At 73.2% G+C, this 14,312-nt stretch carries 11 protein-coding genes; 2 read left to right on the top strand and 9 right to left on the bottom strand.

Annotated elements, in window-relative coordinates; genetic code table 11:
- Positions 1-58 precede the first annotated feature (58 nt).
- A complete protein-coding gene (locus ACIRD3_RS27105) occupies positions 59-1,366 on the bottom strand; it encodes a M18 family aminopeptidase (protein ID WP_402221553.1) in 1,308 nt (435 codons plus the stop codon).
- 317 nt (positions 1,367-1,683) lie between these two features.
- The gene (locus ACIRD3_RS27100; RefSeq protein WP_402221551.1) at positions 1,684-3,513 is read right to left on the bottom strand and encodes an acyl-CoA dehydrogenase; all 1,830 of its coding nucleotides are present in this window, start codon (positions 3,511-3,513) and stop codon (positions 1,684-1,686) included.
- Between the two features lie 225 nt (positions 3,514-3,738).
- Between ACIRD3_RS27100 and ACIRD3_RS27095 the strand changes: the two genes are divergently transcribed.
- Positions 3,739-4,242 carry an SseB family protein gene (locus ACIRD3_RS27095; protein WP_402221548.1) on the top strand — a complete coding sequence of 168 codons (504 nt, stop codon included), beginning with the start codon at positions 3,739-3,741 and terminating at the stop codon, positions 4,240-4,242.
- A gap of 127 nt (positions 4,243-4,369) precedes the next feature.
- A complete protein-coding gene (locus ACIRD3_RS27090; RefSeq protein ID WP_402221547.1) occupies positions 4,370-5,329 on the top strand; it encodes a pirin family protein in 960 nt (319 codons plus the stop codon).
- Between the two features lie 378 nt (positions 5,330-5,707).
- Here the strand turns inward: ACIRD3_RS27090 and ACIRD3_RS27085 are convergent, their stop codons facing one another.
- The 7 genes from ACIRD3_RS27085 to ACIRD3_RS27055 form a co-directional block, all read right to left on the bottom strand.
- Complete coding sequence (locus ACIRD3_RS27085; RefSeq protein WP_402221544.1) at positions 5,708-8,338, bottom strand: insulinase family protein; 2,631 nt, start codon at positions 8,336-8,338, stop codon at positions 5,708-5,710.
- 34 nt (positions 8,339-8,372) lie between these two features.
- Positions 8,373-9,926 (bottom strand): flavoprotein, encoded by a 1,554-nt coding sequence (locus ACIRD3_RS27080; protein ID WP_402221542.1) that lies wholly within the window; start codon positions 9,924-9,926, stop codon positions 8,373-8,375.
- Positions 9,923-10,885, bottom strand: coding sequence for an LLM class flavin-dependent oxidoreductase (locus ACIRD3_RS27075; protein WP_402221539.1), 963 nt, complete (start codon positions 10,883-10,885; stop codon positions 9,923-9,925). The genes ACIRD3_RS27080 and ACIRD3_RS27075 overlap by 4 nt, the downstream gene beginning before the upstream one ends.
- Positions 10,882-12,717: an ABC transporter ATP-binding protein gene (locus ACIRD3_RS27070; RefSeq protein WP_402221536.1), complete on the bottom strand. Its 1,836-nt coding sequence runs from the start codon at positions 12,715-12,717 to the stop codon at positions 10,882-10,884. The genes ACIRD3_RS27075 and ACIRD3_RS27070 overlap by 4 nt, the downstream gene beginning before the upstream one ends.
- 29 nt (positions 12,718-12,746) lie before the next feature.
- Entirely contained in the window at positions 12,747-13,754 is a 1,008-nt protein-coding gene (locus tag ACIRD3_RS27065; protein ID WP_402221533.1) for a methyltransferase, read from the bottom strand.
- A 131-nt stretch (positions 13,755-13,885) separates the two neighbouring features.
- Positions 13,886-14,062: an LxmA leader domain family RiPP gene (locus tag ACIRD3_RS27060; protein ID WP_402221530.1), complete on the bottom strand. Its 177-nt coding sequence runs from the start codon at positions 14,060-14,062 to the stop codon at positions 13,886-13,888.
- 61 nt (positions 14,063-14,123) lie between these two features.
- Positions 14,124-14,312, bottom strand: a 189-nt coding sequence (locus tag ACIRD3_RS27055; protein WP_402221528.1) for an LxmA leader domain family RiPP, incomplete at its 5' end; no start/stop codon positions are given.

Genomic DNA, 14,312 nt, shown 5'->3' with positions numbered 1-14,312 from the left:
GACGAGGGGCCCGGCGGACGAGTGACCGTCCGCCGGGCCCTTGTCGTGCCGGAGGGGCTCAGCCCTCCAGGAAGGCCTTGATCGCGCTGGCCAGCAGGTACGGGTCCTCCGCGCCGCACAGCTCGCGCGCCGAGTGCATGGACAGCGCCGCGATGCCGCAGTCCACGGTCTTGATGCCGAGCCGCGCCGCCGTGATCGGGCCGATCGTCGTGCCGCAGGGCATCGCGTTGTTGGAGACGAAGGTCTGCCACGGCACGCCGGCCTTCTCGCAGGCGGCCGCGAACACCGCCCGGCCGACGCCGTCGGTCGCGTAGCGGTTGTTGACGTTGACCTTGAGGATCGGCCCGCCGTTGGGCATCGGGTGGTGGCCCGGCTCGTGCCGCTCGCTGTAGTTCGGGTGGACGGCGTGGCCCATGTCCGAGGAGAGGCAGACGGTGCCGGCGAGCGCCCGGGCGCGGTCCTCGGTGGTGCCGCCGCGCGCGTGGATCGTCCGGTCCAGGACGTTGCCGAGCAGCGGGCTCTGCGCGCCGGTGTCGGACTCGCTGCCGGTCTCCTCGTGGTCGAAGGCGGCCAGCACCGGGATGTACGGCAGGTCGCCGGCACCGCCGGCGGAGGCGACGGCGGCGAGCGCGGCGGTGGCCGCGTGCACCGAGAGCAGGTTGTCCAGGCGCGGGCCGGCCAGCAGTTCGCGGTCCCGGCCCAGGTAGGAGGCGGGCTGGACGTCGTGCGTCATGAGGTCCCAGCCGACCACGTCGGCCGCGTCCAGACCGGCCCGCTGGGCGACGTAGGAGATCAGCGCGCCCTCGTCGACCGGGCCGAGGCCCCAGATCGGGGTCAGGTGGCGCTGCTTGTCGAGCTTCATGCCCTCGTTGACCTGGCGGTCCAGGTGGATGGCGAGCTGCGGCACGCGCAGCAACGGCTCGTCCAACTGGACGAGCCGGGCGGTACCGTCCTTGAGCGCGAGTCTGCCGGAGATGCCGAGGTCCCGGTCCAGCCAGGTGTTCAGCGGGACGCCGCCGTAGATCTCCACCGCGACCTGCCGCCAGCCGGCCGAGCCGGTGTCCGGCAGCGGCTTGACCCGCAGGTTGGGCGAGTCGGTGTGGGTCCCGACGATCCGGAACGGGGTCTCGGGGCCCGCTCCCTCCGGGAGGTACCAGGCGATCAGGGCGCCGCCGCGGACCAGGTACCGCCCGCCGGCGGCGCCGTCCCAGGCGTCCGTCTCGGCGACCTGCCGGAAGCCCGCCTTCTCCAGCCGCTCCGCGGCGCTCGCGACCGCGTGGTACGGGGACGGCGAGGTGCCGAGGAACGCGATCAGATCGTCGCTGTGCGTCCGGTCGAAGAATGCCTGGCGGGCGGCGGTCGACATACTGCTCCTGGGTCGAGGGAGGGTCGGAACCGGATGGGGAGTCGGCTCCGCACCTTGAGCATATGCCCGTACACGGACAGGGCAGTCGGAACCTCAGGACCCGGACACAACCGTGAAGCAGCCGCGACACGCGCCGTCCGTCCGGCGGATCGGACCTGGTCGCACACGGTCGGCGGGCCGCCCGGACGGACCGGACGGACGTGTCGCCCGACCGGGGGACCCGGCACCCGGCCGGAGGAACACCGAAGGACCCGGTGGCAGCCGGGCCCTTCGGTGTGAGGGTTTTCGTCAGGCAGTCAGGAAGCGGTCGGAAAGCCTTAGAAGGCCTCCTCCGCCAGCTCCATGATCTCGTTGTCGATGCCCTCGGCGATCACGCGCTGCGGCGTGACGGTCGGCAGGATGTTCTTGGCGAAGAAGCGGGCCGCCGCGACCTTGCCCTGGTAGAAGGGGACGTCCTTCTCGGAGGCGCCGGCCTCCAGCTTGGCCAGGGCCACCGCGGCCTGACGCAGCAGCAGCCAGCCGACCACGACGTCGCCGGAGACCATGAGCAGGCGGGTGGTGTTGAGGCCCACCTTGTACATGTTCTTGACGTCCTGCTCGACCGAGGTCAGGTCGGCGATCAGCTTGCCGACGATGGCCTCCAGGTCGCCCGCGGCCTTGGCGAGCAGCTCGCGCTCGGCGGCCAGGGCGTCGCCGCCGGCGGCGGAGCCGATGAACTTCTGGATCTGCTCGTTCAGCGCGGTGAGCGCCTGGCCGCCGTCCTTGACGATCTTGCGGAAGAAGAAGTCCTGGCCCTGGATGGCGGTGGTGCCCTCGTACAGGGTGTCGATCTTGGCGTCGCGGATGTACTGCTCGATCGGGTACTCCTGCAGGTAGCCGGAGCCACCGAAGGTCTGCAGGGACTGGGCGAGCTGCTCGTAGGACTTCTCCGAGCCGTAGCCCTTGACGATCGGCAGGAGCAGGTCGTTCAGGCGCTCGGCGGCCTCGTCGTGCTCGCCGCGCAGCTTGGCGGCCAGCATGTCGTCCTGGGTGGACGCGGTGAACAGGACCAGCGCGCGCATGCCCTCGGCGTAGGCCTTCTGGGTCAGCAGCGAGCGGCGCACGTCGGGGTGGTGGGTGATGGTGACGCGCGGGGCGGTCTTGTCCAGGAACTGCGAGATGTCGGCGCCCTGCACGCGCTCCTTGGCGTACTCCAGGGCGTTCAGGTAGCCGGTGGAGAGGGTGGCGATGGCCTTCGTGCCGACCATCATGCGGGCGAACTCGATGATCTTGAACATCTGGCGGATGCCGTCGACCTTCTCGCCGAGCAGCCAGCCCTTGGCCGGGTGCTTGGCGCCGAAGGTCATCTCGCAGGTGTTCGAGGCCTTGAGGCCCATCTTGTGCTCGACGTTGGTGGCGTAGACGCCGTTGCGCTCGCCGAGCTCGCCGGTCTCCCAGTCGAAGTCGAACTTCGGGACGATGAAGAGGCCCAGGCCCTTGGTGCCCGGCTTACCGCCCTCGGGGCGGGCCAGCACCATGTGGATGATGTTCTCGGACATGTCGTGCTCGCCCGAGGTGATGAAGCGCTTCACGCCCTCGATGTGCCAGGAGCCGTCCTCCTGCTTGATCGCCTTGGTGCGGCCGGCGCCCACGTCGGAGCCCGCGTCGGGCTCGGTGAGGACCATGGTCGAGCCCCACAGGCGGTCGGTCATCCGCTTGGCGATCTCCAGCTGCTCCTCGGTGCCCTCCTCGGCGATGACGCCGGCGAAGGCCGGGCCGGAGGAGTACATCCAGATGGCCGGGTTCGAGCCCAGGATCTGCTCGGCGAAGGCCCAGATCAGCGAGTTCGGGGTGACCTGGCCGCCGATCGACTCCGGGATGCCCAGGCGCCACCACTCGGCGTCCATGAAGGTCTGGTAGCTCTTCTTGAACGAGGCCGGGATCGGCGCGGTGTTGGTCTCCGGGTCGAAGACCGGCGGGTTGCGGTCGGTGTCGGTGAAGGACGCCGCGAGGTCGTTCTCGGCCAGGCGCGCGATCTCGCTCAGGATGTTCTTCGCGGTCTCGACGTCCATGTCCGCGAAGGGTCCGGTGCCGTAGACCTGCTCGCGGCCGAACACCTCGAAGAGGTTGAACTCCACGTCACGCAGGTTGGACTTGTAGTGACCCATGGCCGTTTTCTCCGGTTCGTCGCTTCCGGGAGACCGCCGCGTTCGGGCGTCCCGTACCCACCAGTAGGCATCATGATGCTACCCAGCGGTAACTTGGGCAAGCCCTCGACGGTGAACTCGACGGTCAATCGCTATGAACGTGGTCACGTCCCACAGTCCGGACGACCACTCCTTTGTCAGGATCCGCGCCAGCGCGGGCGGGTGCGCTCCCGCTAGCCTGTCCGTGTGTACGGATATGACCAGAACGCATACCCGGGCGACCCCTACCAGCAGCAGGCGGGACCGCAGCCGGGCATGAACGGCATGCCCGGACCGGACGCCTACGGCGCGCAGTCGCAGGCGAACCAGCAGTCGCTCTACCCGGAGCCCTCCCCGCCCTCGCTGGCGGACGCCGTCCGGGCGTTCACCACCGGCTCGATGGCGGTCGAGGACTTCCAGGCGATCTTCATCACCTCGAAGGTGCACTGCCCGCGCGGCGACCGCCCCGGCTTCCTCGCGCTGCACAACACCCCGACGCCGGTGATCCCGATGTTCAGCTCACTCAAGGAGCTGCGCCGCTACGCCGGCAAGGACTCCAAGCACTTCACCGTCACCGGTGCCGAGGTGCTGGACCTGCTGCCGACCGGCTACGGCTTCGCGCTGGACATGGAGGGCGAGCACCGGATGGTGTTCGACGCCAAGGCCGTCGAGCAGATGGTCGACTTCACCATGCGCCGGATGTACGGCTAGCCCAGCATGGACAGGGAGCCCCGCGCTTCCTCATCGCCACATAGTTCAATCTTCAACTTGCTTGTTGTTGAGAATTGAACTAATCTCGTGGACGTAGGCCGCAGAACCCCCCTCGAAGGAGGCCGACATGCCCGCCGTGACCGTCGACAACCCGCTGACCCTCCCCCGCGTCACCACGCCGGACGCCGCCGTCACCAGCGCCCGTCCGGTCCTGACCGTGGTCACCGCCCCCGAGGGCTACGAGGGCGAGGGCTTCCCCGTCCGCCGCGCCTTCGCCAAGATCGACACCAAGTACCTCGACCCGTTCATCATGATGGACCAGATGGGTGAGGTGGACTACGCGGCCGGCGAGCCCAAGGGCACCCCCTGGCACCCGCACCGCGGCTTCGAGACCGTCACCTACATCATCGACGGAACCTTCGTCCACCAGGACTCGCACGGCGGCGGCGGCGTCATCACCGACGGCGACACCCAGTGGATGACGGCCGGCTCCGGCCTGCTGCACATCGAGACCCCGCCGGAGTCCCTGGTGAAGTCCGGCGGCCTCTTCCACGGCCTCCAGCTGTGGGTGAACCTGCCCGCCTCGGACAAGATGATCGCCCCGAAGTACCAGGACATCCGCGGCGGCAGCGTCAAGCTCCTCAGCACCGAGGACGGCGGCGCCCTGCTGCGGGTCATCGCCGGCGAGCTCGACGGCCACCAGGGCCCCGGCGCCACCCACACCCCGATCACGATGATCCACGCCTCGGTCAGCCCCGGCGCCCAGATCACCCTGCCCTGGCGCTCCGACTTCAACGCCCTGGCGTACGGCCTGGCGGGCAAGGGCTCGGCCGGTCAGGAGCGCCGCCCGTTCCACCGCGGCCAGGCCGTCCTCTTCGGCGACGGCGACTCCCTGACCATCCGCGCCGACGAGAGCCAGGACTCCCGCGACACCAACTTCGAGGTCGTGCTGCTCGGCGGCCTCCCGATCCGCGAACCGGTCGCCTGGTACGGGCCGTTCGTGATGAACAGCCACCGCGAGCTCCAGCAGGCCATGGCGGACTTCCAGGCCGGCCGGCTCGGCACCATCCCGGCCGCCGGCCACTGATCCCCTCCGACCGGGACCCCGCGTGAGCCCGACTCCACCCGAGCCGGGCTCACGCGGGGATCTCCCGCTGCCCGGGCGGGCTCCCGCCCGGGTGCCCGGCTCGCTCCCGCGCCGGGCTCTCTCCGGCACCACGGCTCTCTCCGGCACCACGGGCGAGGCGCTCTGCGAACCGGGGCCCGGCCTCGTCCCGGTCGCGGTAGCCGGGGGCGTCGCGGTTCCTCCCGGAGCCGGCGGTGGAGTCGTCGGACCGCCGCCCCGGAACCGCCCGCGGCACAGGGCCCGGCCAGGGGCCCGTTCCACCTGCGCCCCGTCATGCCCGTACCGCCCGTGCCGGATCATCCGATGGCGGCGAGTCACCCCCTGGACACCCCGGGCGCTTCAGGAGCCGCCCGACTCCCAGCGGCCGGTCAACTCGGTGACCGGGTCGGGACCGCCGAGGGCCACCAGGGTCATGGCGTCGGCCGGGTACAGCTCGGCGCAGGCCGTGGCGACCTCGCGGGTCGTGGTCCGGCGGAGGTCCTCCGGGAGGCGTTCCGCCCAGTCGACTGGCCGGCCCGCCGACACGCCGTCGCGCAGCAGGTCCGCCTTGGACGCGGGGGTGTCGAAGGCTCCGAGCAGCTGGGCGGCGCAGAAGGAGCGGACCGGGTCGAGTTCGGCGGCGGAGAGGGGCGCGCTGCGCAGGCTTCGCAGGGAGGCCCGGACGCCGTCGAGCGCGCGGACGGCGTCGCGCGCGGGGAGCACCGCCCGGACGTAGGCCCGGGGCTCGTCGAGGAGCAGGTCCCGCCCCGAGTGGAGCGGGTGGTCGAAGCCCGCGGCGAGCGCCCGGGCCGCCAGCCGGGACAGCGGGTGCGCGCCGGTGACCGCCGTGGCCAGGTAGCGGGCGGCCGCCGCGCTGTCGCCCGCCGGCTCGGGTGCGCTCAGGGTCAGGTGCACCGACTCCAGGGCTTCGTGGTGCAGGGCCAGTGCGCCCCCGGTCGGCGGCACGGCGAGGGGGTCGGCGGGCGGGTCGGCGAACGGGGACCCGGGCCAGCCGGACAGCGCCCGCTCTGCCTCCGTCACGAACCGCTCGGGGTCCAGGTCGCCCACGGCGACCAGCCAGCCGCCGCCCCGGCCCAGGACCGCCCGGTGGAGCTCGCCGAGGTCGCGGTCCGCCGCGGGTGCCTCGGCGGAGCGGACGGCGGGACCACCGAGCCGGTGTCGGCGCAGCGCGGTGTCCATCAGCGCCTCCGGGGAGCGCGCGCGGCGCGCCATCCGCCCTGGCGTCACCCGGCCCAGTGGGGCCAGGAGTTCGCGCAGCAGGCCCAGCCAGTGCCGCGTCCGGGTCGGCGCGGTGCATCCGGTGACGTCGAACCACTGGCCGTCGCTGGCCAGGTGGAGGAGGTCGCCGACGGCTTCCGCGCGGGCCGCCGCGTCGGTGCGTCCGGCGAGCAGCCGCACCAGGGCGTCCACGTCCTGCGGGTCCCGCCACCCCGCCGCGTGCAGGGGCAGCCGGAACCGCAGCTCCACCAGCGGGCCGCGGGTGTCCCGGACGGCCACCAGCTGCGTGCCGCCGGCCGACCGGGCCTCGCAGCGCGGCCCGTGCCGGGGCGCCGGCTGGGCCGCGGGCAGCGGGAGGGTCCTGGCCGGCAAGGCGCCGGGGGTGCCGGGAGCGCCGCCGGCGGCCGTGGGCCGGGCGGGAACCGGCGCGGCGGAGTGGTCCGGCGCGGCGGAGTGGTCCGGGACGGCGGAGTGGTCCGGGGCGGGGCGGGTCCGGGCGGGCCCCGGGTTCATCACGAGGACCCCCTTGGCGGCCGTCCCCAGCCGGCGGGCCGCGGTGGCCACCAGGGCGGGATCCACCCCGCCGAGCAGGAGCGGGTACTCGTCGAGGAGTTCGGCCCGCCCGAACAGCAGCTCCAGGCAGCCCAGGGCCCGGCTGCGCGCGTAGGCGTCGGCGTACTGCCGGTGGTGCTTGAGGAGCAGGCGCCGGACGGCCTGGGCCCGCCGCTGCCCGAACCGGGGGTCGTCGGCCCACTCGGCCCACCGTCCGGTGACGGTCTCGACCGCCCGCTGCGGCGACTCCCCCGGCGGCACCAGCGCGGTGATGACCAGGAGGTCCGGGTCCCGCGCGTCGAGCGGGCCGAAGACGCCGCAGCCGGCCGACACGGCCCGGAGTCCGTCCAGCCCGTGGTGGTTGACCATCTCGGCCAGCACCACGTGCGCGAGGTATCCCGTGAGGTCCCCGTCCGGGTCGGGGAGCCGGTAGCCGAGGGCGACGGCCGGGGCGGTGACCGACGGCTCGGTGCAGGTCTGCCACCGGTCCTCGGCGAGGGCCGGTTCGCGCAGGTCCGGTGCCGGCCCGGCCGGGCGTGCCGGGATGCCGGCGAAGTGCCGCTCCACCAGGGCCAACAGCTCTTCGGGCTCGTGGTCGCCGACCACGGTGAGGACGGCGTTCCCGGGCGCGTAGTGCTCCCGGAAGAACTCCTGGCACGCCTCGACGGTGGCGGTGCGCAGCTGGTCCACCCGCCCGTACCCGTCGTGCGCGTTGGCGAAGCCGCGGAAGGCCACGCCGGGCAGCAGCGGCCAGGGCAGGCCTCCGTACGGCCGGGCCGTCACCGCCTGGTGGATCTCCTCCTCGACGCCGGCGAGCTGCTCGGCCAGTGTGTGCTCGGTGAACACCGGGGCGCGCATCCGGTCGGCCTCGGCGAACAGCGCCCGTTCGACCACCGCCGCGGGGACGAGCTGGTGGTAGTCGGTGTAGTCCTGGTGCGTGGTCCCGTTGGCCTGGCCGCCGAGGGGGTGGATGTGGTCGTAGAAGCTCCCGGGGGGCAGGCTCGCGCTGCCGCGGAACATCAGGTGCTCGAAGAGGTGCGCGAAGCCCTCCTGGCCGGGCCGCTCGGAGCGGTAGCCGACGCCGTAGTGGACGCAGACCGCGGTGCGCGGCGAGCCCGGCTGCCGTTCGAGGACCACCCGCAGACCGTTGCCGAGGGTCGTGCGGCGGAGTTCGCCGGGGCGCCCGCTCCTCCCGTTCATGCGCGCCTCCCGGGGATGCGCCCGCTCCACCCGTTCATGAGGCCTCCTTGCCATCCAGGTCGACCAGGAAGCGCAGGAACCCGGCGTAGTGGTCGAAGCCGCGGTCGAAGCCGTCCAGGTAGGCGGCGATGTCGTGGACGTGGAGCAGGATCCGCAGCGCGGCGATCCGGTGCCACTCCGGCCCGAGGTCGCGCCCGTACCCGTCGAAGAGCGCGTCGGTGAGGGCCTGCCACTGGGCCTTGTCACCGCCCAACTGCCATTGGAGTTCCACCAGTTCGCCGACCACCCAGCCCAGGTCGACGTACCAGGGCAGGACGCAGACGTCCTCGCCGACGAGCAGGTCCACACCGCCCGAGGCACGGTCGACGACGAGTGATCCCAGCCCGGCCGCGCCGTGCGCGAGCGTGGTGTCGGGGTCGGCCGCCGTCCGGCGGTACCAGGCGAGCAGCCGGGACCAGCGTTCCTCGCCGAGCTCGCGGCGCAGCCCGCCCTGGGCGCAGGCCGCGCGGGGGCTCGCGGCCCGGCCGGTCAGCCAGTCACCGAGCCGTGCCAGGGCGCGCGAGGGCGCGACCGCTCGGCCCGCCGGCGGTCCCAGCCGGTGCAGGGCGCGCAGCAGTCGGCCCACGTCGCGTAGCGGGCCGACCAGTTCGGGGCCGAGCTCGCCGTTCAGCAGCAGGTGCGCGACGGAGACCTCGCCGCGCACGTCGTAGCGCCGCGAGGGCCCGTCGGCCGTCCCCGGCACCAGCCGGGCGCCGCCGCCACGACCGCCACCGCCGTCACCCCCGTCACCGCCGTCGCCGAGGTCGACCCGTGCCAGGAGGCGGTCGAGCTCCTCGTCGACCGGCTGGAAGGGCGTGGGAGCCATCGGGCCCGGGGTACGGCGCCAGCGCCGGCCGCCGGACGGGAGCTCCCGGACCGAGGTCCGCAGCAGCCCGGTGCCGAACTCCTCGCCGGACGCCGGGTCTTCGACCTGCGCGGCGGCGGACCCGGTACGGCTCTCGACGAGCAGCCGCAGCGCGTGCGGCAGGGCCGGAGGCACCCACGCGTCCTCGTCGCCGGTGGTCAGGCTGCGCCCGGGGACGGGCGGGACGAGCACCACGTTGGGCCGGGCCGCCAGCGTGGCCCAGTGGCCCCGGAAGGCCGCGCCGTCGAGGGCGCCCGGTGGCAGTGCGGGGGCGACGACGACCGGTGCCCGGGTGGACTGCGCGGCCAGGAGGGCCGGGCTGTCCGCCAGTCCGAGTGCCAGCCGCGCCAGGAAGTGCACGGTCGCGGGGTAGACCACGATCGCCTGGGCCCACCGCGCCCACTCGACGTGGCGCGCGGTGGCCTCGTCCTCGGGCCAGCTGTCGCTCCACACCGTCCCGCCCGTCCGGGCGGCGATCACCTGCCTGGTCACGAAGCGCTCGGCGCTGCGGGTGAGCACCACCCGGACCTCCGTGCCGGGGTGGTTCAGGCGCAGCCAGTCCAGCCAGTACGGGAGGGACCAGGCGTAGGCGGAGCCGGTGACGACGACGAGCAGGCGCTCCAGCCCCAGGTCGGGGACGCCCGCCTGTGGCTCGCCGGGCACCGGGTGCGGTTCGTCGATCACCGGGCGACCGCTTCCAGCAGGGTCTCCAGCTCCGCCAGGGAGGCCCGCTCGCCGTACCGCGCGTGGACGCCGGTGACGTTCAGCACGATCTCGTCCACGCCGGCGTCCTCGTACTCCCGCAACCGGTCCGCGAGGTCGGCCGGGCTCCCGTACAGGAAGGCGTCACCGTCCAGCAGCGCCTGCGCGTTGCCCGCCGGGTCGTCGGTGGAGGTCTCGATGCCGGAGCGGCGCAGCATGTCGGCGTAGTGCGGGAGCATCGTGTGCGCGGTGTTGCTGATCGCGGCGAGTTCGGCCGGGTTCCGGCCCTCCGCCGCCAGCGCCAGCGGGACGGTCGCCGCGACCCTGGGAACCGGCCGGCCGGCCGCCGCCGCCCCCTCCCGCAGCGCCGGTACGACGGTGTCGCGCACGTACGCGGCCGGGGTCAGCCAGGTGATCGCGACGTCGGCGATCTCTCCGGCCAGTCGGGCCATCCTGGGCCGCAGCACGCCCAGGCCGATCTCCACCGGCGGCCGGGGCACCACGGCGAACGGCGAACGGCAGGTGAAGTACTCGCCGACGTGGTCGGCCTCGCCCTTCTCCAGCAGGTCGCGCATGATCGTGACGTACTCGCGCACGGCGCCGAGCTGGCTGCGGTACGGCGCGCCCATCATGCTGTGCTGGAACGCGGCCGAGCCCGGCCCGAAGCCGGCCACCACCGGATGCCCGCTGGCCACCGCCAGCCCGTGCGCCTGGATGGCGGCCTGGTAGGGGTGACGCAGCGGCATCAGGGTCACGCCGGTGCCGGTCGGCACCCGGAAGCCGCACGCGGAGACGTGGGTGAGGTCCTGGAAGGGGTCGTTGATCACGGCCTGGCCCTGCCACATCCGGTGTGCCGCGCTCCACTGCGCGAGGGCGGCGTACGGCAGCAGCTGCTCCGGGCGGAGGGGGGCGATCGGGGCCAGGAACGAGTAGGTGGTCATCGGTTGCGGCCTCCGGCCAGGGCTTCGGACGGTTCTTCGGTGCGGGGCTTCTCGTCGGAGCGGGGCTTCTCGTCGGCGAGCCCCAACTGCTGGCCCCGGACGAGCTCCGCGTACATCGGGCTGGTCAGCATCAGGTCCTCGTGCCGGCCTTCGGCCTTGACCTCGCCGCCGTCCATGACGATCACGTGGTCGGCGTGCCGCACGGTGGAGATGCGGTGGGCGACGACCAGGACGGCGCGGTCGCGGCTGATCTCGTCGACGAGGTCGCGCAGCCGCTGCTCGTTGACGCTGTCCAGCTGCGAGGACGGTTCGTCGAGCAGGACGAGCGGGGCGTCCGAGAGGCTCGCCCGGGCCAGGGCCAGGCGCTGCCGCTGGCCGCCGGAGAGGTCGTGGGCGCCGCCGAGGACGGTGTCCAGGCCGGACGGGAGCCGGGTGACGTCCTCCTCCAGCCCGACCGCCCGCAGCGCGCGCAGCAGGGTCCCGTCGTCCACCGGCCCTTCCTGACCGAGCGTGAGGTTGTTGCGTACGGAGTCCCGCAGCAGGGTGTTGCCCTGGTCGACGTAGGCGAGCCGGCCGCGCAGCTCGGCCAGCGACCAGTCGCCCGCCCGCTGCCCGAACAGCTCGATCCGCCCGCTTTGCGGCTCCATGAACCGCTCGACCAGGCCGAGCACGGTCGACTTGCCGGAGCCGGAGAGCCCGACCATCGCGGTCAGCCCGGTGGCGGGGACGGTCAGGTCGACCTCCCGCAGCACGGGCTCCTCCCCGTACGAGAACGCGACCCGCTCGAACCGTACGGCGGGGGCGTCCGGCACCGGCCGGGGCGCGGGAGCGTCCGTCGCGCGCGCGTCGAGGTCCTCGGACGGCAGGGCGAACAGGTCGTCGAAGCGCTGCCGGGAGGCCAGGCCCGCCTGGATGGTGCTCATCCCGGACATCGCCATGATGAGCGGCGCGGTGAGCTGGAAGAGGTACAGCAGGAACGACACGAAGGTGCCGAGGTCGAGGTCGCCGCCGGTGATCCGGGCGCCGCCGCCGAGGATGACCGCGACCAGGGCGATCTGCTGGCCCAGGTTGATGACGGGCACCATCAGGGCCTCCATCGCGGAGGCGCGGGTCGCGAACCCGGCGACCCGCTCGGCCCGGGTGGCGAGTTCGGCCGAGACGGCGCGCTCGGCGCGGTAGGCCTTGATCACCGTGAGCGCCTGGACCGCGGCGACGAAGTGCTCGGTGAGCGAGCCGACTTCGTTCTGGATCGCGGTGTACCGGCGCCGCAGCGAGACGACCACCCCGCCGACCACGGCCAGCGCGGCGAGGAACGCCCCGAGGGTGATGAGCAGCAGGACCCAGTCCAGGATGCCCATGATCACCATGGTCCCGACCAGGGTGACCAGCGACATCGGCAGTTGGATCGGCCCGATGTCGACGATGCTCTTGACCGCCGAGGCGTCCACGGTGAGCCGCGCCGCGAGGTTCCCGGTGCCCTCCCGGCGGGCGGTCGCCAGGTTCAGGCCGATGGAGTGGCGCATGCTCCGCACCCGCAGCCGGCCGACCAGCTGGTGGCCCATCCGGGAGAGCAGGTAGGTGGCGAGGGCGTTGGCGGCGGCGGAGCCGAGGCCGACCACCGCCATCACCGTGGTCCACCGGGCCAGGCCCTCACTCGCCTGGATCGCCTCCAACAGCTTGCCCACCGTCCAGGGCAGGGCCAGCGTCGCCGCCGTGGAGGCCAGGGCCAGGGCCAGGACGACCGCGACCTGGAGGCGCTTGCCGCGGAAGATCTCCCGCAGGATGTGCAGCCGCTCGGGCCCGTCCGCGGTGCTGCCCGCCGTACTCATCATCGTGCTCCCCTCGAGCTCATCGGCGCTCCCTAGAGCGAGAACTCGATCAACGACCTGACCGGGGTCACCGGTCCTTCCCAGCGGACCCGCAGCCCCGCCCGCTCCGCGAGCCGCTTCAGGTCCGCCACGCTCCGCACCGGGGTCGGCATCATGGCGCGCAGCCACAGCTCCATCCGGGGCCCCTGCGGGCCCTGCATCACCACGTCCAGGCTGACGTCGGCGAGCAGCACTCGTCCGGACGGGCCGGCGGCCTCCGCGCAGCGGCGCAGGATCGCGACCGCGTCCTCGTCGTTCCAGTCGCCCAGGATCGCCGACAGCAGGTAGACGTCCTTGTCCTCGGGCAGCGGGTCGAAGAAGCTGCCCGGTGCGGTGTCGCAGCGCTCGGTGAGGCCGGCGGCGGCGAAGTTGAGCTCCGCGACGTGGGCGGTGCTCGGGAGGTCGACCAGGGTGCCCTGCAGGTGCGGGTGGCGCTGCAGCAGGTTGGTCAGGATCGTGCCGGTGTTGCCGCCGACGTCGACCACGCTGCGCACGCCCGACCAGTCGTAGCCGTCGAGGATGAGCTGGGCGTCGAACACCAGCTGCCCGGAGGAGGCGCGGGCGATGGCCTCCGCGGCGGAGCCGCCCTCGTTGAGGCTCTCCCAGTAGCCGCGGCCGAACAGGCCCACGTGGGCGGGCTCTCCGGTGCGCACGGTGTGGACGAGGTCCACCAGCGCCAGGTCGGACCGGCCGGTGACACCGTCCGAGCGCAGCAACTCGCGGACGGAGAACGGGTGGTCCTCCCGCAGCGGGCCGGCCGCCTCGGTCAGCGCGTAGCGGCCGTCCGCGTCGCGGTCCAGCAGCTCCAGGGTGACCAGGTAGCGCAGCAGGGCGTCGAGCGCGTCGGCGCGGGCGCCGGTCAGCCGGGCCAGTGCCTCGGTGTCGTCCGCCCCGGCGGCGATGTGGTCGGCGACCCCGAGGGTCGCCGCCGCGCGGATCGCGGACGGTCGCAGCAGGTCGGCAAGCTCCACGAGCCGCTCGGCGCGAGTCGTGTCCTCCATGGCAAGTGCCCCCAGGTGGTTGGTGGTGCTCGTGCGGTACGGGGCCCGGGTGGGGCCGTCGGCGCGCGGCCGACGGCCCCACCCGGGTCCTCACCGGGGCGGTCGGGAACCGTCACCCCGGAAGGGGCGGATCAGCAGCCGCCGTTGATGGTCCGGGCGGAGAAGATGCTGGCCATCCAGGAGGCACCCGCGCTCGCGCAGAAGATCGTCGTCGCCGGAGCGTCGGCGGCCGCCTCGAACTGCAGCTCCTCGGTCTCGGCGTAGGCCTCGTAGCCCGCGACGAGCTCCATGATCGCGGTGGTCTTCATGTGTTCACCTCCTCTCGTTCGTCCGTCGGTCGGTCGGGGGATGACGCCTCGGTGGGTGTCGTCAGCAGGTGATCTCGTAGGTCGCACCGCTGGCGGCGCTGATCGAGGCACCCGCCCAGCTGGCGCACTTGGCCGAGCTGGCGCGGGACGCGATGGAGACACAGACCCAGGTGGTGGCGGGGGCGCCGGCGGCGGCGCTGACAGTCAGCTCCTCCGCCTCGGTGTAGGCGCTGTAGCCGGCAACGAGGTC

Source organism: Kitasatospora sp. NPDC093550, assembly GCF_044764985.1.
Lineage (GTDB): Bacteria > Actinomycetota > Actinomycetes > Streptomycetales > Streptomycetaceae > Kitasatospora.
This window is presented reverse-complemented; position numbering and strand designations above follow the sequence as displayed.

Excerpts from the sequence above, each read along its gene's own strand:
- ACIRD3_RS27060 (WP_402221530.1), bottom strand. The coding sequence starts at position 14,062 with ATGAAGACCACCGCGATCATGGAGCTCGTCGCGGGCTACGAGGCCTAC.
- ACIRD3_RS27100 (WP_402221551.1), bottom strand. The coding sequence starts at position 3,513 with ATGGGTCACTACAAGTCCAACCTGCGTGACGTGGAGTTCAACCTCTTC.
- ACIRD3_RS27090 (WP_402221547.1), top strand. The coding sequence starts at position 4,370 with ATGCCCGCCGTGACCGTCGACAACCCGCTGACCCTCCCCCGCGTCACC.
- ACIRD3_RS27065 (WP_402221533.1), bottom strand. The coding sequence starts at position 13,754 with ATGGAGGACACGACTCGCGCCGAGCGGCTCGTGGAGCTTGCCGACCTG.
- ACIRD3_RS27085 (WP_402221544.1), bottom strand. The coding sequence starts at position 8,338 with ATGAACGGGAGGAGCGGGCGCCCCGGCGAACTCCGCCGCACGACCCTC.
- ACIRD3_RS27075 (WP_402221539.1), bottom strand. The coding sequence starts at position 10,885 with ATGACCACCTACTCGTTCCTGGCCCCGATCGCCCCCCTCCGCCCGGAG.
- ACIRD3_RS27105 (WP_402221553.1), bottom strand. The coding sequence starts at position 1,366 with ATGTCGACCGCCGCCCGCCAGGCATTCTTCGACCGGACGCACAGCGAC.
- ACIRD3_RS27070 (WP_402221536.1), bottom strand. The coding sequence starts at position 12,717 with ATGATGAGTACGGCGGGCAGCACCGCGGACGGGCCCGAGCGGCTGCAC.